Source organism: Marinomonas algicola (genome assembly GCF_014805825.1).
Taxonomy (GTDB): domain Bacteria; phylum Pseudomonadota; class Gammaproteobacteria; order Pseudomonadales; family Marinomonadaceae; genus Marinomonas; species Marinomonas algicola.
Window position 1 is genome coordinate 1617710 of sequence record NZ_CP061941.1, and the last position, 18160, is coordinate 1635869.

Here is an 18160-nt window from a genome sequence, read left to right on the forward strand (position 1 = left end):
TCGTGTTATGCAATTCTGGTGTGTCTTTCTCCTCTTATCCAATTAAGTGACTAACCGGGATGAATTACGGCTAGAATTGAATTTGACCGCTGATGCAGTTGGCCTTAGCAAGACCAACTACCTCTTATTCATCTTGTTATATCTTACGCTCTTGAGGATTGTTTTTAGTAGGGTGGTTCCCTAGAAGCAGAGTTCACGATAAAATCGAACTTTCGAGACAACTTATAATAGGAAAAACCAAATGGGCAGAGCCTTCCAAAACCGCAAAGAGTCGATGGCAAAAACGTCTGATCAAAAAGCGAAAGTGTATAGTAAATACGGTCGTGAAATATACGTTTGTGCTAAGTCTGGTGGTGTTGATCCTAATGGTAACTTAGCACTACGATCAATGATTGATCGTGCCAAAAAAGATCAAGTACCCACTCACGTTATTGATAAAGCACTTGATAAGGCAAAAGGTGGCGGTGGCGAAGATTTCGATACGGCGCGTTATGAAGGTTATGGTCCAGGCAGCACAATGGTCATCGTAGATTGTTTATCTGACAATCCAAACCGTACTTTTGGAGACGTGCGAACGTGCTTCAACAAAGTAAAAGCAAAAATTGGCACCCAAGGCAGTGTTAGTCATATGTTTGACCACAGCGCCATTTTTTCATTTACGGGTGACGAAGAAGCTGTATTAGAAGCCCTGATGGAAGCGGATGTGGATGTAACGGATATTGAAAACGAAGACGATAAAATTACTGTTTTTGCACCTCATACGGACTACGGAAAGGCCAAAAATGCTTTATTAGAGTCCTTTGAAGGTATTGAGTTGGATGTGGATGAGATTCAATTTGTTCCTCAAAACACAGTAGAGATTGAAGGCGAAACGGTAGAGCAGTTTGAGCGTTTTCTAGAGTTGTTAAACGATCTAGATGATGTGCAAAACGTCTATCACAACGCTGAATACTAGTCATAAATTAGTATAATGTTGTAAATAAAAGGGGATTGTTGTCTGACAATTCCCTTTTTTATTGTCTACAATTTATAGTTAAACAGGAGTGAATGATGAGCGATAAACCATTACCACCAGCCGATGGTGAATGCTGCGAAAGTGCATGTGAGCCTTGTGTTTGGGATACTTACTACGAAGAGTTAAGAGAATGGAAGGAAGAGCAAAAACAAAAAACCAGTGATGAGAAAGCGGATTAAACTTTATAGTGTCACTTCAAAAGCCAGTTATTTTACTGGCTTTTTTACCTGTAAGATTATTATTGTCGACAATATTAGGACAATTTGCCTTTTAATTGCTCTGATTTTCGTTTATTGTTGACAATAAGCTCTTTCGATTAAGTACTCTATTTTCTTTTAATCGATGAAAAATTATTACTTTAAGGGGATAACCATGGCGAATACATTATCTGCTGGTGCTCGATTTCGTAAAGCACTAGAAGACTCTAACCCATTACAAATAGTCGGTACTATTAATGCGTATCACGCCATGATGGCAACAAGAGTTGGGCATAAAGCCATTTATTTATCCGGTGGTGGTGTGGCGAATGCGTCTTACGGTTTACCTGATCTTGGCATGACATCCTTAAATGATGTGTTGGAAGATGTACGTCGTATTACTTCGGCGGTGGATACACCTTTATTGGTAGATATCGACACAGGCTGGGGCGGTGCATTCAATATCGCTAAAACAGTGAAGGATATGACTAAAGCTGGAGCCGCGGCTGTCCATATAGAAGATCAAATCGCCCAAAAGCGCTGTGGGCATCGCCCAAATAAAGAGATTGTATCTCTGGATGAAATGGTTGATCGTGTCAAAGCGGCTGTCGACGCTCGTACCGATGAAGACTTCTTTATTATTGCCCGTACAGATGCTTTCCAACAAGACGGGTTAGACGCCGCAGTTGAACGAGCGCAAGCGTGTTTAGAAGCCGGTGCTGATGGTATTTTTGCAGAAGCCGTACATACGCTAGACGATTATCAGGCCTTCTCTAAAGGCATTGGTGGTCGCCATTTATTAGCCAACATCACTGAGTTTGGTGCCACGCCTTTATTTAATAAAGAAGAGTTGGCCGCTCATGGTGCGAGTATGGTGTTATATCCGCTATCGGCTTTTCGTGCGGCCAATCAAGCGGCTTTAAATGTGTTTGAGCATATATTACAAGACGGCGATCAAAAAGCCGTTGTCGACACCATGCAAACGCGTATGGATCTGTATGATTTCTTGAATTACCACGATTTTGAGCAAAAACTAGATGAGTTATTTGCCCAAGGTAAAAATAAGTAAACCGAATTCGGAAGAGGAGAGAATAACAATGGCTGACGCTAAAAAACTCACTGGTGCGGGACTTCGTGGACAATCAGCTGGATCAACAGCACTTTGTACCGTTGGTAAATCGGGTTCTGGGTTAACCTATCGTGGTTATGATATTCATGAATTGGCGGAAAAATCGACCTTTGAAGAAGTGGCTTATTTACTGTTAAAAGGCAAATTACCGAATCAAGACGAGCTTTCAGCTTATATTGATAAAATTAAATCACTGCGCCAATTACCTGATGCGTTAAAAGTGGTTTTGGAACAAATTCCAAAAGAAGCACACCCGATGGATGTGATGCGAACTGGCTGCTCTATGTTAGGTAATGTAGAAACAGAAGCGAGTTTTGCCGATCAAGAAGACATGGCGGATCGTTTATTGGCCGTGTTCCCATCAATTATTTGTTACTGGTATCGTTTTAGTCATGATGGTATTCGCATAGACACAGTCACAGATGACGATTCTGTTGGTGGACACTTCTTGCACCTATTGCGAGGTGCCAAGCCGAGTGAATTGCATGCAAAAGTCATGAATGTGTCATTGATCCTGTATGCCGAACACGAATTCAATGCGTCAACCTTTACCGCACGAGTTTGTGCTTCTACGTTATCTGATCTCCATAGCTGTATTACAGGAGCAATCGGCTCACTTAGAGGTCCATTACATGGAGGGGCGAACGAAGCAGCGATGGATATGATTGAGCAATGGACTTCGGCTGACGAAGCGGAAACAGAAGTATTAGGCATGCTTACTCGTAAAGACAAAATTATGGGCTTTGGACACGCTATCTACAGTACTTCTGATCCGCGCAATGGCATCATTAAGAAATGGTCTAAAAAACTCTCTGATGATGTTGGTGATACCGTTTTATACGCCGTATCAGAGCGCGTTGAAGACGTAATGTGGCGCGAAAAGAAACTCTTTTGTAATGCAGATTTCTTTCATGCCAGTGCGTACCATTTTATGGACATCCCAACGAAATTGTTTACTCCTATTTTCGTTTGCTCACGTCTGACAGGTTGGGCTTCTCATGTATTTGAGCAAAGAGCGAATAACCGTATTATCCGACCCAGTGCAGACTACACAGGACCAGAACCAAGAAACGTAACCCCGATTGAATCACGTACCTAGAATCTGATCATCCTTCAATCTAATCAAGAGTCTGGTGTGCACCAGCTCTTGATTATTGGCCGCTTTAAGTGAGTTCCCTATCATGAATACCCAATACCGAAAATCCCTTCCAGGAACGCAACTGGACTACTTTGACACCCGAGAAGCCATTGAGGCACTTAGCCCTGGAGCCTATGATGAACTGCCTTATACCTCTCGAGTATTGGCGGAAAATTTAGTAAGGCGCTGTTCTCCAGAGACTTTAAATGCGTCCTTGTTGCAGTTGATTGAACGTAAACAAGAGTTGGATTTCCCTTGGTTTCCAGCGCGGGTAGTGTGCCATGATATTTTAGGACAAACGGCTTTGGTTGATTTGGCGGGTTTACGTGATGCCATTGCATTACAGGGGGGTGACCCAGCGAAAGTAAATCCAGTGGTGCCAACACAATTAATTGTGGATCATTCGCTTGCGGTCGAACACGGTGGCTTTGATAAAGAAGCGTTTTCTAAAAACAGAGCCATTGAAGACCGTCGTAACGAAGACCGTTTTCATTTTATCAACTGGACTAAAAAAGCCTTTAAAAATGTGGATGTGATTCCGCCCGGAAACGGCATCTTGCACCAGATTAATTTAGAACGTATGTCGCCTGTTGTGCATTCACGGGAGGGTGTGGCGTTTCCAGATACCTTGGTTGGTACAGACAGCCATACCCCTCATGTAGACGCATTGGGCGTTATTGCTATTGGTGTTGGTGGTTTAGAAGCGGAAAGCGTTATGTTAGGTCGAGCTTCTTGGATGCGTTTGCCAGACATCATAGGCGTAGAGCTCACTGGTAAAAGGCAAGAAGGCGTCACAGCGACAGACATAGTACTCGCCATAACCGAATTCTTACGGGCTCAAAAAGTGGTTTCCTCTTATTTAGAGTTCTTCGGTGAAGGGGTACCGCATCTTACCCTAGGTGACCGAGCCACCATTTCAAATATGACACCCGAGTTTGGTGCCTCTGCGGCCATGTTCTACATTGACCAACAAACAATAGACTATTTAACTTTAACTGGCCGCGATCCTGATCAAGTGGCACTGGTTGAAAACTACGCGAAAACAGCGGGCTTATGGGCGGACAGTTTGACAACCGCACGTTACGAAAGGGTGTTATCGTTCGATCTTTCCAGTGTAGTGAGAACCATTGCTGGGCCATCGAACCCTCATAACCGCGTACCAACCTCTGAATTAGCGGCTCGCGGTATTTCTGGGGTAGTGGAAAATGACGAAGGTTTAATGCCTGATGGTGCCGTTATTATTGCGGCCATTACCAGCTGCACTAACACCAGTAATCCACGCAATACAGTGGCCGCTGGTTTACTTGCCCAAAAAGCCAATGAACTCGGCTTAACCCGTAAACCTTGGGTAAAAACGTCGTTTGCACCGGGATCAAAAGCCGCTCAGCTCTACTTAGAAGACGCTAATTTATTACCTGAGTTAGAAAAATTAGGCTTTGGCATTGTGGGGTTTGCCTGTACAACCTGTAATGGTATGAGTGGCGCGCTGGATCCAGTGATTCAACAAGAGGTGATTGACCGAGACTTATACGCGACCGCCGTCTTATCCGGTAATCGTAACTTTGATGGCCGAATTCACCCTTACGCCAAACAAGCTTTTTTAGCCTCACCGCCTTTGGTTGTTGCCTACGCCATTGCCGGCACCATTCGCTTTGATATTGAAAAAGACATTCTAGGCGTGGATAAAAATGGCAATGAAGTGACGCTAAAAGACATTTGGCCGAGTGATGCTGAAATTGACGCGATTGTTGCTAAAAGTGTCAAACCAGAGCAATTCAATGCCGTTTACATTCCTATGTTTGAAATCAAAGAGGACACCAGTGCAGCCGTAAGTCCATTATACGATTGGCGCGAGATGAGTACTTACATCCGTCGGCCACCTTATTGGGAAGGGGCTTTGGCCGGTGAACGCCGCTTATCGGGCATGCGCCCCTTAGCCATCTTGGGAGACAACATTACCACGGATCATTTGTCTCCATCGAATGCGATCATGAAATCCAGCGCCGCCGGTGAATACCTCGATAAAATGGGGTTGCCAGAAGAGGATTACAATTCTTACGCCACTCACCGAGGAGATCATTTAACGGCCCAACGCGCAACCTTTGCTAACCCAAAACTGCTAAATGAAATGGTGCAAGAAAACGGCCAAGTGAAACAAGGCTCGTTAGCCAGGGTGGAACCCGAGGGAAAAGTAACCCGTATGTGGGAAGCGATTGAGACTTACATGGAGCGAAAACAACCGCTGATTATCGTGGCTGGTGCGGATTACGGGCAAGGCTCCTCCCGTGACTGGGCCGCCAAAGGTGTGCGTCTGGCTGGGGTCGAAGTGATTGTTGCAGAAGGTTTTGAGCGCATTCATAGAACGAATCTAGTCGGCATGGGCGTGTTACCACTTGAATTTGAAGAGGGCACCAATCGCCATACTCTGGCTTTAGATGGGACAGAAGTCTTCGATGTTCAAGGCGCTCGTACACCAAGAGCGACAATGACTTTAGTGCTTACGAGGACATCGGGTGAGCAAATGACGGTGCCGGTTGTTTGTCGTCTGGACACAGAAGAAGAAGTCTCAATTTACGAAGCGGGTGGCGTCTTGCAACGTTTTGCAAAAGACTTTTTGAGTGAAGCGGAAGGTGTTTAACACCGCTCCTTGTGAATCGAACGACTGTTTAGGAATGACGTTATGGTAAAACCTCAAATTAAAATACCCGCAACCTACATGCGTGGCGGCACCAGCAAGGGGGTTATCTTCAAGCTAGAAGACCTGCCAGAAGCCGCTCAAGTGGCTGGTGCTATGCGTGATGCTTTGCTTATGCGAGTGATTGGTAGCCCTGATCCCTATAGTAAACAAATAGATGGCATGGGGGCCGCCACTTCCAGTACCAGTAAAACAGTGATTATGGCCAACAGTCGTCGTGAAGGGCATGATGTGGACTACTTGTTTGGTCAGGTATCGATAGACAAAGCCTTTGTCGATTGGAGCGGTAATTGCGGTAATCTCTCCGCCGCTATTGGCCCTTTTGCTGTAGCGAATGGCTACATCGACAGTCGCCGAATTCCTGAAAACGGGGTAGTGGAGGTACGTATTTGGCAGGCTAACATTGAAAAAACCATCGTTTCTTACGTACCTATCGTCAATGGCGAAGTGCAAGAGCTGGGTGATTTTGAATTAGACGGTGTGACGTTTCCCGCAGCGGAAGTAAAATTGGAATTTCTTAACCCTGCGGATGAAGGTGAAGACGGTGGCTCCATGTTCCCAACGGGCAATGTTGTGGACACATTAAGCGTGCCTGATGTTGGTGAGCTGCAAGTTACTATGATTAATGCGGGTATTCCGACTATTTTTGTCAATGCCAACGCAATTGGTTATCAAGGGACGGAGCTGCAAGATGACATTAATAATGATGAAAAAGCCTTAGCTATGTTTGAATCCATACGTGCTCACGGAGCCATTAAAATGGGGTTAATTCAAACCTTAGAGGAAGCCAAAATTCGTCAGCACACACCCAAAGTCGCTTTTGTTTCACCGGCTAAAAGTTATGTCTCTTCAAGCGGTAAAGCCATTGATGATACGAACATTGACCTTTTGGTACGTGCCTTGTCGATGGGTAAGTTGCATCATGCTATGATGGGTACGGCGGCTGTAGCGATAGGCTCTGCCGCGGCCATACCTGGTACCTTGGTTAATCTAGCCGCTGGTGGTGGAGATAGAGAAATGGTGGAATTCGGACATCCATCTGGCACGCTTAAAGTTGGTGCCAAAGCCATTCAAGAAAACGGCAACTGGGTCATCGAAAAAGCCATAATGAGCCGCAGTGCCAGAATTCTAATGGAAGGCTGGGTTAGAATCCCACCACCAGAATGAGCTTGTAAATTGTTCCGGCGGGTCAACGAACCGAACTCTCATTCGCCCTTTTGGGGAGAGCATAAAACAAAAAGCCCTCGTCTTTTCTGCCTACGCCACTGTCGTCACTGGTGCAGGGAAAACGGAGGGCTTCTCATAAAAAAACACCGCGATAGAAACAGGGACGTCGCCAATCTTAAAAAAGCAAATCATAATCGTCTCAATTAATCGATTTCTATCGGTTAACTGGTTTCAATACCTGTTTTTAGCGCTTGTTTTACTCGTTGTTTGAATTAAAGAATCTGATCGGACTTCTGATTTATAAGATTGGATGTCCAAGGTTCAGTTCAAAGTGCATTCGACGAATGCACTTATTGCACTTGATGGGTTATTTTTACGCGACACTAAGTAAGTTGGTGCATGGGCGATATCCCGATCGACGGCGCGAAATGACAGTCCTTCGGTTCTATGCAATGACAAGAGCGAACGTGGCACCATACCAATGCCCATTCCAGCGATAACGCAGCTGATCATAGTATAGTAGCTGGGAATTTCTATAATGCGTTCGCACGTTCGTTCTTGCCGCTTGAGCCATTTTTCAAGTCGGTCTCGATACGAGCAGCCCTTGTTGTAACCCACCATTGTGAGTGATTCTGGTAGTGGGTTTTGATCGCCCCAAGCCGCAGGCAGAATAAGAACCAATTCTTCATCAAAACACTGTACGCAAGACAGTCTTGGGTCGTCAGGTGGGTCCGCTGTCATAACAAGGTCTAAGTCGCCTTCCAGTACTCGTTCAATGAGTGGCATTGAGGCGGCCGTCATCAGTTCAATTTGCACCGCAGGATAGGTGTTGTGATAACGAGAAAGTACAGTGGGTAGTCTTGAGGCGGCGCTGCTTTCCATAGAGCCTAATCTTAATAGACCCGATGGCTCCGCTTTGGTTAATTCGGCGATGGCGCTTTTTTTCAACTGCAGAATTTTATCTGTGTAGTCCAATAACCTCAGCCCCGCAGAAGTCACAGACAATCGATTATTTTCCCGTAAAAATAGATCAACATTTAGTTCGCTTTCCAGCTTTTTAATTCGTGCAGTGACATTAGATGGAACTCTATGTAACGCTTCGGCTGCTCTGGTAACGCCTTTATGTTCTACCACGGCTTTAAATACAATCAGATCTGAAATATCCATCATAATGCTCCAAGCTTTCACTATTTATGAATGTATTGTTCATTATTATTCATTATTAGTGAAATTATAATAACGTTATACTGTAAAAAATTAAAGCAGAGAGGGCTGAAAATGAATCAATCAAATGTGACATCCTCCATATCAATAGCTGGCATAGGGTACGCCTTAGCGGCTGTTGCCATTTGGACTGGCTTTATATTGGTATCGAAAGCGGGCGCCTTGGCTGCCTTATCGTTACCAGATATGATGATGGTACGATTTGGCACGGCGTTTATCCTGTTTTCTCCATTTATTTGGCGTCATCGAAACACTATTTTGCAATGGCGAATGTTTGTGTTGGGCAGTATCGGTGGGTTGGCTTATGCTTTATCCGTGTTTAATGGTTTTCAACATGCGCCAGCGACACATGCGGCATTGCTTCTGCCTGGTTTAATGCCGATTATGATCGCCGTTTTTGCTTACTTTTTAGCAAACGAGAGGCATTCACCCGCATCTTGGGTTGGGATTCTAGTGAGCAGTTTAGGGATTCTCGTTTTACTCGCTGAAACCATGTTATCTGGTGTGTCCTATTGGCTTGGTGATATGAGCTTTATCATTGCTTGTGTCTTTTGGGGTATTTTTACTGTCTTATTGCGCCGCTGGAAGTTTGCACCTTGGCACTCAACATTGGGGATTATTACGGTAACCACATTACTGTTTGCACCGGTTTATGTGTTGTTTTTACCGCATCACTTGGGTGATGCCTCTTGGGAAATGATTGGTTTGCAAGCTTTTTATCAAGGCGTAATGGCAACCACAGTACAAATGATATTTTATGGACGTGCCGTTCACATTTTAGGCGCCACAAAAATGGGCGCTTTCATGGCTCTTGTGCCTGTTTTTGCAAGCGTGTTGGCCGTGCCATTATTTGGCGAGTTATGGACTCAAGGGTTAACCTTTGCATTGATCATGATTCTAATCGGTACCTTAATTGGTCATGTACCTTTTACAAAGTTGCGCGATTATTCTGTTGGCCGAAAAGCGATAAAAGCATGATATTTTGTTTCAAAAAACCTTACAAATCAAAAAAACTTGGAATAATTCAGGCCATCATTTAATGTTTCGTTCTGTCTGTTTTACTTTATGAAATTGCAAAAATACGTCTTTAAAATATGTATTGGTCAATTCAAATAATTAGCTCATATATATCAATCGGCTAATTGATTTCTTTTAAAAAACTCCCTTCATTCAGCCTGTTATTGTACGGTTCAATATTCATGTACTAGAATGTTCAAAGACCGTCTATCGCGCTTAATATGTGGCACGTCTCTGAAAACAGTAAGTTGATAGCATTTTGATCCAATATTTTCACCTTTACCTGAGTGAAAGTGAAACGAAAGGGAGTAAAGAGGTATGGTTTCTACTATCAAAACACCTGGTGTGTATATAAACGAGATAAATGCTTTTGGTAATTCTGTTGTTCCTGTAGCAACAGCCGTTCCGGCTTTTATTGGCTATACCCCTAGCGCTGAGTATCAAGGAAAATCGTTCTATAATAAGGTGCAGAAGATATCGTCTTTTGCCGAGTTTCAAGCCATTTATTTAACCTCTTTACCATCCTCTGCAGCAGATCCGGCGGCTCAATACCATCCAGAGTATTATTTGATTGAGCAAGACACAGAGCCTAAAAATGGAGATTACCTTCAACTGAATGAGCGTGGCTATTCGGTTGTACCGGACCCAAGCACTGTTTATTACTTATACAATAGTATTCGACTTTTTTATCAGAACGGTGGAGGCGATGCGTATATTGTGTCGGTAGGTTCCTATGGTCGAGTAAACGGAAAAGCGGGGAAGGTAGGAGAGCAGATTGTTAATCCAAATGTACATCTAGCCGATTTGCAACGCGGTTTAACATTATTAAAAAATGAATCAGAGCCTACCCTCTACGTTTGTCCAGAAGCGACGCTGCTATCAATAGACAATAATGGTACCTTGATGGAATCTATGTTGTCACAAGCAAATGACGTGCAAACCGCGGTTTGTTTGTTTGATATTATTGGCGGTAATACGCCCGATCCTATTACATATACCCATGATATTGAAACCTTCCGTAATAAAACAGGTTCAAAAGGGTTAAAATTTGGCGCTGTTTATTATCCTTTCATTGGTACGACTATCATGCAGAGCCATGAAATTAATTATACCAATTTGTTTGGCGGGGATACCCAACAGCTGAAGAGCATCCTGAGTCCTGTTTCTGCACCGAATAGCATAGTGGAAGATATTATCGACATGATTGATCTACCTTCCACAGAGAATTCGCTGACCCAATCCCAGCTTAACGAGTCTTTGCTTAACGCTTCCACAGATTACGATCAAATTATTAATCATGTATTGAGTGAGGCCAATGTATTACCTCCAAGTGGTGCCATGGCGGGCATTTATACTGTCAATGATAATAACAATGGGGTTTGGCATGCTCCAGCAAATACCAGCATTGTAGGCGCTTCTCGTCTTCCTATTCACTTGACTGACGCTCAGCAGGCCGATTTGAATATCGAGGTATCTGGGAAGTCGGTTAATGCGATTCGCTTTTTTAACGGGCAGGGGATCTTAGTTTGGGGAGCCAGGACGTTGGATGGTAACAGTCAAGATTGGCGTTACCTCTCTGTTAGGCGCACAATGAGTTTTCTTGAGCAATCCGTAAAACTGGCGCTTCGTGCTTATGCATTTGAAGTCAATAGCATGAATACTTGGATGGCGGTTAAAAATGAAATAAGTAGTTTCTTGGTAAGCATTTGGAAAGAAGGGGGATTACAGGGAGCAAGTTCAGCCGATGCTTTTCAAGTGGAGTGTGGGTTGGGTGCTACTATGACGGCTGAGGATGTGTTAAGAGGCTTGATGAGAGTATCCATCAAGGTGGCGGTGGTACGTCCTGCTGAATTTATGGTCCTAACCGTTGAACAAGAGATGGCGACGTCTGGTTAGATGAATGACGCCGCTATCAAATAGTGTTAACAAGCATTTGATAGCGGCGTCATTCATTTACTTAACGTTGCTTTGCTTTTTCTGTCAATTGAATGGTTCTGTCACAAGCATTGGCGAGTTCCGTGCCTTTTTTCAAAAAATGCCGGCTAAAGTAGTCTTTATGTTCGTCATGTTCGTGAAAATTATGAGGCGTTAGAATAGCTGTTAGCACTGGTGTTTCTGTTTCTAACTGAACTTGCATTAACGCGTTACAAACGGTTTGTGCGACAAAGTCATGTCGATAAATTCCGCCATCAACGACTAATCCACTGGCAGCAATGGCAGAGTAATGCCCACTTTTAGCAAGTAACTTGGCTTGCAGTGGAATCTCGTATGCACCCGGTAAGGCAATCACATCAATCATTGATGCATCGTAACCACGAGAAACTAATTCAACTTTAAAGCCTTCTAGACAGTTTAAGACGATTTCTTCATGCCAAGTGGCATGTAAAAAAGCAATGCGTTTTGTTGCTGGTGTGAAATCAATAAGATTCGTTGAGCTCTGATTCATTGTAAATTCCTAAAATAAAGGTGAATCAGGGCGAACGGACAGGCAAAAACACCATAAAAATATGGCATCCCTATTTAGAGTCGATATACGAATATAACGACACAGTGAGGTGTTGTCTGACACGCTCTCTATCATCCGGACTGTAACCGTCGGTTCTGGAGTCACACCAGATCTGCTGACCCTAAAATAAAATTTCTATTAGGCGCTCGCGGACTTAGAAAAAACCTTCCTTACCGCCGGTGGGGAATTTCACCCCGCCCCGAGAACGAATCGGAATAATCCGATGGACGGGAATATACTTTTTTTCGCCAGATCTGTCAAAGAGGGTTCACTCGATTCATTTTATGGTACGCATAAATTTTCTTTTTTATTTACGTAAATAAAAGGTCACCAAAACGCTTTCTAGGTCGTGTTTTTCGTAGCAAAAATAGTATGATTAAAGAGGTTAATAACAACATAAGGAAGCTGGTATGGAAATCGCTATTGCAAGAGGTACGGTAGAAGATTTGTCTTCGATAAATGCAATATACAATCATTATATTCGAAACAGTAATGCGACCTTTGATACAGAAGAGTGGGGAGTACAATCTCGTTTAAATTGGTTTCAGATATTTAATAAGGAAGAAAGTCCTTATAATTTATTGGTAGCCAAGAATAAAGGCCAAGTGGTGGGCTTTGCCTATAACACAAAATTTAAAGAAAAAAAGGCCTATTGTACGTCTTCTGAAGTCACCATTTATATAAAGCCCGATATGGGAGGGCAAGGGATGGGTGCAAAACTGTACGATGCATTGTTCTCCGCTATAGACACAAAAACATTACACCGATTGTATGCCGCGATCACGCTTCCGAATGCCGCTTCTATTCGGCTGCATGAAAAGTATGGGTTTGAGTTAGTGGGAACCATGACGGAGGTTGGTTATAAAAATGGTGCGTATCATGCCGTCTCATTGTATGAAAAATCCCTCTGTGGTTGAGGTGTAATACATGCTATTTACTGACATCCCAAAAAAGAAAAGTGCCGCATCAACCGATTATACTCTGATGCACTCCAAGCGATTAGATGGCATCAAGGCAAACCAGCTAATAATGACTTGAATAAACTCTCTAGGGCTCAATAAGTGTGAATGAATTGGGTGATACTCCCACTGATCCAGAATTAGAGCTTACTTTTTTGCCAAATAAAGGCACGTTTGACGCCTCACTTACGAAATATAAAATACATTTTTCTTTAAAAGGTATTGTTCTAATTTTGGTGTTTTATTATTTAAACACCACGTCATATGGAGCGGACTAGTGCTTTAACCAATTGTTGTATTTCTTTATTCCCACTGAATTTCTCAAGATAGCAAATATAATATTTCTTGCCACTTGGTATGATGGATTGATAGGGCATAAATAGGCGTTTAGATTTTAATCGTTCAACGGCCATAGCTGGATCTCCAATAACAATACCTGATGCGTTTTCAGCAGCAGATAAAGCGACGTCAAGCGTATCAAAGAACATTGAATTAGAACCTTCCGTTTTTATATTTTTATTTTGATCCAACCAAGTAAACCATTCTTCACCATCTTGTGTAGCATGTAATAAATTTTGTCCTTCAAGAGAGAGACTATTGTCTAGAATGCTTTTCCTAATAGAGTCTGAGCACATAGGCGTTAAAATCTCAGGAAACAACTCGATAAAAGCTAAATTGCTTTCTGATGGCTGCCCTCTGACAATAGCTAAGCTAGCCACATTATTATCTAGTTGTATTGCATCAGCATGAGTACTTCTTATTTGTATATCTATTTCACTTAGTTCAAGTTTGATCTTTTCGATTCTCGGGAGAAGCCAACGCAATGCAAAGGTGGATGGGGAAAATATTTTAATGTCAGTACTTCGTCTATTGGGTAATTCAAACTTTCCAACGACCTCAAGCAACTCATAGGCAACCTCTAAGAAACGCCTTCCTTCCGAGGTGAGCTCTAAGCCTGAATTAAGTCTCTCAAAAAGCACTACATCATAAAACGCTTCCAGTTGTTGTATTTGTTTACTTACAGCACCTTGAGACCGATTTAATTCAAGAGATGCTTTGTTAATGCTCTTTCGTTCAGAGCAAACAATGAATGCTTGAATGGTAACTAGGCTAGGGAGAGATTTATAAATTTTTGATCGCATTTTGAGTATTCCAATAGGAGATACCCCATATTAAATATATTAGTTTGATTAGAAAACATGAATTTCTATAACATCGGTTGTTCACAAACCGAGGAGAAAGAAATGATACATAAAGATGAAATAGTTATTAATGAGTCTGCTCAAAAAATGAAAGCGAAAATCATCTGCTACCTTGCTGAATTAGAGAAGTGCAATATAGAAAAAATATGTCAATTGTTTGATAAAAATGCCGATATTTACTCACCGTTCCTTGGATGGATGAAGCCAAGACCATTCTTTGAAAAACTTCGCGACGTTTCTGGCCCAAGTAAAATCATCCCGATTGATATTTTCTTAAGCTCGAATGATAATCTAAGCGTTACAGCTTACTTTAGATACGATTGGACTTTATCCGATGGGTCTACCGCACCATTTGATTGCATCGATATTTTTGACTTTACTACTGAGATGTTAATAGAAAAAATGGTCATAGTTTATGACACCCACCCCATTAGAGAAACGGTGGGTGACAAATATTCCCATTAAAAAGGTTTAAAATACTATATTTCTAGATATAGTATTTTATTTTGGATTAGCCTTAAATTACTTAAGCAATGATCTGTTTGCTACTTGAGATCCGTTCTGGGCCATCAAACTGTCATCGGGAAGCATCACCGTTGTTTTGATGGCTCGGAACGGCGCTACAGTGCTGAAGCTCTAAAGAGTTTATTGTTGGTTGTATTTAAATAAATACGATGATACTTCCGTTAGTTGGTTTTCATTACTTTTTCAACCACTGTCCATTTGATTCAACGTAATGACCATTTTGCGTTTTTTCAATGGCTTTTTTAGCGGCTAATGCTTCGACTTGAGAAAGCGTTAGCCCATTCTTCTCGGCCAATTTTAGGTATTGAGCTTTTCGTTTCATGTTGATTTCGTTAATAAGGCTTTTAGCGTCTGCATTTTGCACGACCATTCCTAGGTAACCGGAGCTGGCTTCTCCTACTATGCCTTGATTCTTGGCTTCATCTAGAGACAATGCCCAAGCAGAAATAGAGAGACATACGGCCGTAAGCAAGGTGATAAGTTGGATTTTTTTCATTTCGTTCTCCTTAGAATAAGTCACTGTCGTCGCTGAATAATGAATCTAATTCTCTGTCTACTTTGACACGAATTTCATGGTCTACTTTTACATTTAAATTAATGGTAATGGGTTCTTTGGTAGCCACTTCAACTCTGTGTGTGCAAGCGCTTAATAGTAAAATGCCAACCGTTGCGGTGAACATGTTACGACCGAAGGTGTTTATCATAATATTGTCCTGTCTCTAGATTCTTTTAAGGCCAACCTATTGGTTTTTAGTTACGGTTCCTAGCTACGGTTTTTAAGATACGTTTGCTCAACTTGGTGCGTGATCTCATCGCTTAAACGTAACGCTCTGAGTAATGTAAACACATTTTCTTCATGATTGTAGTTAAAATTCACCTCTTGAGCTTGCTTTTTATTGTAACCTTTTAATTTTACGTTAAGCGTTAAGTCACCATTTGGCGCCAGTTTTACGTTGCTATCAAGTCGTTGTATATCCAAATTTTCCAATAACCCTAAGACCTGTGTTAACTCTTTCTGTTGAGATTTAATGGCGTTAAAAGCCTCGTTGTTTTCAATGATCAGAGAAGCTTGGTTTTGGTTAGAGAGTGTACCTTGCTGAATTTCAATGTTATTGCCTTTAATAACAATAGGAAGCGCGCCTGTAAATTTCCCGGTTACTTGGATGCTTGGATCATTATAAAGCGCCATGATTTTACTGGCTTCAATATCATTAAAACGCACATGAATGGTTTGATCATCTGCTCCAATAAGGTATTTGTCGACTAGAAAATAGCCATCGAACAGGTTGCCCTTTACATTTTGAATAAGGGGTTGATGGTTCCTTAGCGCCAACTCTCCTTGAAGTTTATTGATTATGATACCAGCGCGTAATTCGCTCAGGCTAAAATTCGCTTTATCTAAGATAAGTTTTTCATTTAGGTATTGGGCTTCCAACTGAGTGTCTAAGCTATCAAGTAAGTAATCATCATACAGACCGGAGACTTGATCCAGTTGGAGAGTAATAGACGCCTGTTTGGTGTGAGCATCGCCTATGATTTTTCCAGAAAAATAGCCTTTAGTAAGTTGCCCAAGAGGATCCATTTTTTTGATGAATGCATTTAATTTTGCTGTACTTTGCTTCGGTATGGTTATTTCAAATGGGTGGCCTTTGTCTGACAGCGTGTTCGAGGCGATTACAGAAACACCTTCGATGAGCATGTGGTGGGACGCTTCCAAATGGTCCTTAAATTCGCCTTCTGAGTCTATTTTGATCTTTGTGAGTTTTGCTTGAGGCGCTTGAAGTGACTTGAGTGTACTGGTTGCTTTAAGGTTTATAGCTGGTTTGTTCTCATTGAGATTAATGTGTGTCTCAATGGTATTTACTAGTCCACTCAATGTAAGCTTCTCAAGTTGATTTAATGTGATCTGACTGCTGACTATTTGGCTGACTAGGGTTGACTTTAATAAGAGGTTTGAATCAAGTGTTGCCAGCAGTTTACCCTGGTAATGTTTAAACTGATAGGGCCACATTTTTCCTGCAGCAATATTGATTTGACTGCTTATTTTGCCAATGGGAGTAGTCCCCCCTGAGCGACTAAATAAATGTGTTAAGGTGTAATTTCCAACAAGAGTCGCTTCCTCTGAGTTAATGCCTGTAAATTTAGGAAGATGATTGGCCGCTATCTGATATTTTCCCGTTAAGGTTGCACCACTCAGTTGGGTACTTATGCGAATATTTTGGAGGTTTTTGGTACGGGCTTGAACGCTAATCTCGCCTGCTAGAGTATCGGGTTGATCGAGTTTGACGGTTATATTTTTAGCATTGATCTGATAGGTATTCTTGTCTCTGCTTTTTAATTGGACAGTCGGTATCGTTAATTGAGTGTGATTGAGACGAATCGCTTCTGGAATATTCAGTTGCCAATCAAAGGCGGCTTGAGCTTGTATAAAGTCTTGATATTCGGATTGAGGGGAGTTGTTTACGCAATTTTTATCGAACTTTACTTGCGTTATTAAATCTTTGGGGTCAAAAATGAATACTTGGCTAACTAAATTAAAGCGAGATAGGAGTGTGCCTTTAACGGCCAAAGTTGACTGACACAGTGCGTTATTTGTGTAGGGAAAAAACACATCAAGTAGACTTTGTATTTGAAGGTTTTTGCCATTAAATTCAAATTTATGATCACTCTTTAATTTTGTATCATTAGATAGAATTGTAATCTGTGCATTTGGGTCTGTAATAAGGTGTTCTTGCAAAAATTCTTTGATTATTTTATCTCTATTAGCCTGAATAGAGCCTGATATTTTATGATCCGTCAGTTTAATCGTCGCACTTAAATCACCTTGCACAGTAAAGTGGTTAAGCGTATTTTCAGAAACGGTTAGGCTAACGGGTTGCGTTAGTTGGTCATTTTGAATGCTGAGCGTGTTTATCATTAATAGAGGACGCGTTTTTGGCAGTGCTAGATTAATCGCCCCCGTCAGACCTGCTTCTGTGTTACGTATTGATTGGGTTGTTGTGTTGACGGTACTGTTTGTTTTTGAGTTGAGAGTTAAAGTGGCATTGTTTATGACCAGATAATCATGACTAAGTTCAATGTCTTGTAGTTCAAGGGTGTGTTTTTGATAAGTAAGGCAAATTGTCTTGGCTTGAAGAGATAGATTAGCGGTCATAGACCAATCTAGGCATTCTAATTTAATGTTGTGCTCATTCAATTGAGGCGCTAAAAACCCTTGAGTCAGAGGGAGCCGAAAAATGTAGGCGGCGGCCAAGATCAGTAATAATAGAAATAGGATGAAGGTACTTATTCGTTTTAGCATTGTTTCCTTAAGTGATTCGCTCAGTGTATTTCTATTAACAATCAGTGTTAAACGATATTACGATAAGATACGTTTTTTGAGAACA

General features: G+C 41.9%; 16 protein-coding genes and 1 riboswitch. Of the genes, 10 read left to right on the forward strand and 6 right to left on the reverse strand.

The features are described 5' to 3' along the window. The first annotated feature begins 241 nt into the window (after positions 1-241). The 6 genes from IEZ33_RS07285 to prpF all read left to right on the forward strand — a co-directional run bounded on the left by IEZ33_RS07285 (position 242) and on the right by prpF (position 7341). The gene (locus IEZ33_RS07285; protein ID WP_191603024.1) at positions 242-955 is read left to right on the forward strand and encodes a YebC/PmpR family DNA-binding transcriptional regulator; all 714 of its coding nucleotides are present in this window, start codon (positions 242-244) and stop codon (positions 953-955) included. Positions 956-1047: 92 nt separating this feature from the next. Continuing rightward, the gene (locus IEZ33_RS07290; RefSeq protein WP_240009661.1) at positions 1048-1194 is read left to right on the forward strand and encodes an oxidoreductase-like domain-containing protein; all 147 of its coding nucleotides are present in this window, start codon (positions 1048-1050) and stop codon (positions 1192-1194) included. A 193-nt stretch (positions 1195-1387) separates the two neighbouring features. Then, positions 1388-2281, forward strand: coding sequence for a methylisocitrate lyase (gene prpB, locus IEZ33_RS07295; RefSeq protein ID WP_191603025.1), 894 nt, complete (start codon positions 1388-1390; stop codon positions 2279-2281). Positions 2282-2309: 28 nt separating this feature from the next. Then, positions 2310-3440 (forward strand): bifunctional 2-methylcitrate synthase/citrate synthase, encoded by a 1131-nt coding sequence (prpC, locus tag IEZ33_RS07300; protein ID WP_191603026.1) that lies wholly within the window; start codon positions 2310-2312, stop codon positions 3438-3440. A gap of 82 nt (positions 3441-3522) precedes the next feature. After that, entirely contained in the window at positions 3523-6117 is a 2595-nt protein-coding gene (gene acnD / locus IEZ33_RS07305; protein WP_191603027.1) for a Fe/S-dependent 2-methylisocitrate dehydratase AcnD, read from the forward strand. A 42-nt stretch (positions 6118-6159) separates the two neighbouring features. Next, positions 6160-7341, forward strand: coding sequence for a 2-methylaconitate cis-trans isomerase PrpF (gene prpF, locus IEZ33_RS07310; protein ID WP_191603028.1), 1182 nt, complete (start codon positions 6160-6162; stop codon positions 7339-7341). Positions 7342-7662: 321 nt separating this feature from the next. Here the strand turns inward: prpF and IEZ33_RS07315 are convergent, their stop codons facing one another. After that, the gene (locus IEZ33_RS07315) at positions 7663-8511 is read right to left on the reverse strand and encodes a LysR substrate-binding domain-containing protein (protein WP_240009662.1); all 849 of its coding nucleotides are present in this window, start codon (positions 8509-8511) and stop codon (positions 7663-7665) included. Positions 8512-8619: 108 nt separating this feature from the next. Between IEZ33_RS07315 and IEZ33_RS07320 the strand changes: the two genes are divergently transcribed. Both IEZ33_RS07320 and IEZ33_RS07325 read left to right on the forward strand, forming a co-directional pair. Next, entirely contained in the window at positions 8620-9543 is a 924-nt protein-coding gene (locus IEZ33_RS07320; protein WP_191603029.1) for a DMT family transporter, read from the forward strand. 357 nt (positions 9544-9900) lie between these two features. Continuing rightward, positions 9901-11478, forward strand: a complete 1578-nt coding sequence (locus IEZ33_RS07325; protein WP_191603030.1) for a phage tail sheath family protein — start codon at positions 9901-9903, stop codon at positions 11476-11478. 61 nt (positions 11479-11539) lie between these two features. Here the strand turns inward: IEZ33_RS07325 and IEZ33_RS07330 are convergent, their stop codons facing one another. Then, the gene (locus IEZ33_RS07330; RefSeq protein ID WP_191603031.1) at positions 11540-12028 is read right to left on the reverse strand and encodes a 6,7-dimethyl-8-ribityllumazine synthase; all 489 of its coding nucleotides are present in this window, start codon (positions 12026-12028) and stop codon (positions 11540-11542) included. 119 nt (positions 12029-12147) lie between these two features. Next, positions 12148-12299, reverse strand: a riboswitch (FMN riboswitch). A gap of 199 nt (positions 12300-12498) precedes the next feature. Here IEZ33_RS07330 and IEZ33_RS07335 point away from each other — a divergent pair. Beyond that, positions 12499-13005, forward strand: a complete 507-nt coding sequence (locus tag IEZ33_RS07335; RefSeq protein WP_191603032.1) for a GNAT family N-acetyltransferase — start codon at positions 12499-12501, stop codon at positions 13003-13005. Positions 13006-13307: 302 nt separating this feature from the next. Here IEZ33_RS07335 and IEZ33_RS07340 read toward each other — a convergent pair whose 3' ends face one another. Then, positions 13308-14189, reverse strand: coding sequence for a LysR family transcriptional regulator (locus IEZ33_RS07340; RefSeq protein ID WP_191603033.1), 882 nt, complete (start codon positions 14187-14189; stop codon positions 13308-13310). A gap of 102 nt (positions 14190-14291) precedes the next feature. On the opposite strand from IEZ33_RS07340, the gene IEZ33_RS07345 reads away from it, so the two are divergent. Next, positions 14292-14714 carry a hypothetical protein gene (locus tag IEZ33_RS07345; RefSeq protein ID WP_206696916.1) on the forward strand — a complete coding sequence of 141 codons (423 nt, stop codon included), beginning with the start codon at positions 14292-14294 and terminating at the stop codon, positions 14712-14714. A gap of 235 nt (positions 14715-14949) precedes the next feature. Here the strand turns inward: IEZ33_RS07345 and IEZ33_RS07350 are convergent, their stop codons facing one another. The 3 genes from IEZ33_RS07350 to IEZ33_RS07360 are packed head-to-tail and all read right to left on the reverse strand — an operon-like array spanning position 14950 to position 18075. Beyond that, positions 14950-15270 carry a YdbL family probable chaperone protein gene (locus tag IEZ33_RS07350; protein ID WP_191603034.1) on the reverse strand — a complete coding sequence of 107 codons (321 nt, stop codon included), beginning with the start codon at positions 15268-15270 and terminating at the stop codon, positions 14950-14952. A 10-nt stretch (positions 15271-15280) separates the two neighbouring features. Continuing rightward, a complete protein-coding gene (locus IEZ33_RS07355) occupies positions 15281-15478 on the reverse strand; it encodes a YnbE family lipoprotein (RefSeq protein ID WP_240009663.1) in 198 nt (65 codons plus the stop codon). 59 nt (positions 15479-15537) lie between these two features. After that, a complete protein-coding gene (locus tag IEZ33_RS07360) occupies positions 15538-18075 on the reverse strand; it encodes an intermembrane phospholipid transport protein YdbH family protein (protein WP_191603035.1) in 2538 nt (845 codons plus the stop codon). Positions 18076-18160 lie beyond the last annotated feature (85 nt).

Excerpts from the sequence above, each read along its gene's own strand:
- IEZ33_RS07285 (WP_191603024.1), top strand. The coding sequence starts at position 242 with ATGGGCAGAGCCTTCCAAAACCGCAAAGAGTCGATGGCAAAAACGTCT.
- IEZ33_RS07290 (WP_240009661.1), top strand. The coding sequence starts at position 1,048 with ATGATGAGCGATAAACCATTACCACCAGCCGATGGTGAATGCTGCGAA.
- prpB (WP_191603025.1), top strand. The coding sequence starts at position 1,388 with ATGGCGAATACATTATCTGCTGGTGCTCGATTTCGTAAAGCACTAGAA.
- prpC (WP_191603026.1), top strand. The coding sequence starts at position 2,310 with ATGGCTGACGCTAAAAAACTCACTGGTGCGGGACTTCGTGGACAATCA.
- acnD (WP_191603027.1), top strand. The coding sequence starts at position 3,523 with ATGAATACCCAATACCGAAAATCCCTTCCAGGAACGCAACTGGACTAC.
- prpF (WP_191603028.1), top strand. The coding sequence starts at position 6,160 with ATGGTAAAACCTCAAATTAAAATACCCGCAACCTACATGCGTGGCGGC.
- IEZ33_RS07315 (WP_240009662.1), bottom strand. The coding sequence starts at position 8,511 with ATGATGGATATTTCAGATCTGATTGTATTTAAAGCCGTGGTAGAACAT.
- IEZ33_RS07320 (WP_191603029.1), top strand. The coding sequence starts at position 8,620 with ATGAATCAATCAAATGTGACATCCTCCATATCAATAGCTGGCATAGGG.
- IEZ33_RS07325 (WP_191603030.1), top strand. The coding sequence starts at position 9,901 with ATGGTTTCTACTATCAAAACACCTGGTGTGTATATAAACGAGATAAAT.
- IEZ33_RS07330 (WP_191603031.1), bottom strand. The coding sequence starts at position 12,028 with ATGAATCAGAGCTCAACGAATCTTATTGATTTCACACCAGCAACAAAA.
- IEZ33_RS07335 (WP_191603032.1), top strand. The coding sequence starts at position 12,499 with ATGGAAATCGCTATTGCAAGAGGTACGGTAGAAGATTTGTCTTCGATA.
- IEZ33_RS07340 (WP_191603033.1), bottom strand. The coding sequence starts at position 14,189 with ATGCGATCAAAAATTTATAAATCTCTCCCTAGCCTAGTTACCATTCAA.
- IEZ33_RS07345 (WP_206696916.1), top strand. The coding sequence starts at position 14,292 with ATGATACATAAAGATGAAATAGTTATTAATGAGTCTGCTCAAAAAATG.
- IEZ33_RS07350 (WP_191603034.1), bottom strand. The coding sequence starts at position 15,270 with ATGAAAAAAATCCAACTTATCACCTTGCTTACGGCCGTATGTCTCTCT.
- IEZ33_RS07355 (WP_240009663.1), bottom strand. The coding sequence starts at position 15,478 with ATGATAAACACCTTCGGTCGTAACATGTTCACCGCAACGGTTGGCATT.
- IEZ33_RS07360 (WP_191603035.1), bottom strand. The coding sequence starts at position 18,075 with ATGCTAAAACGAATAAGTACCTTCATCCTATTTCTATTATTACTGATC.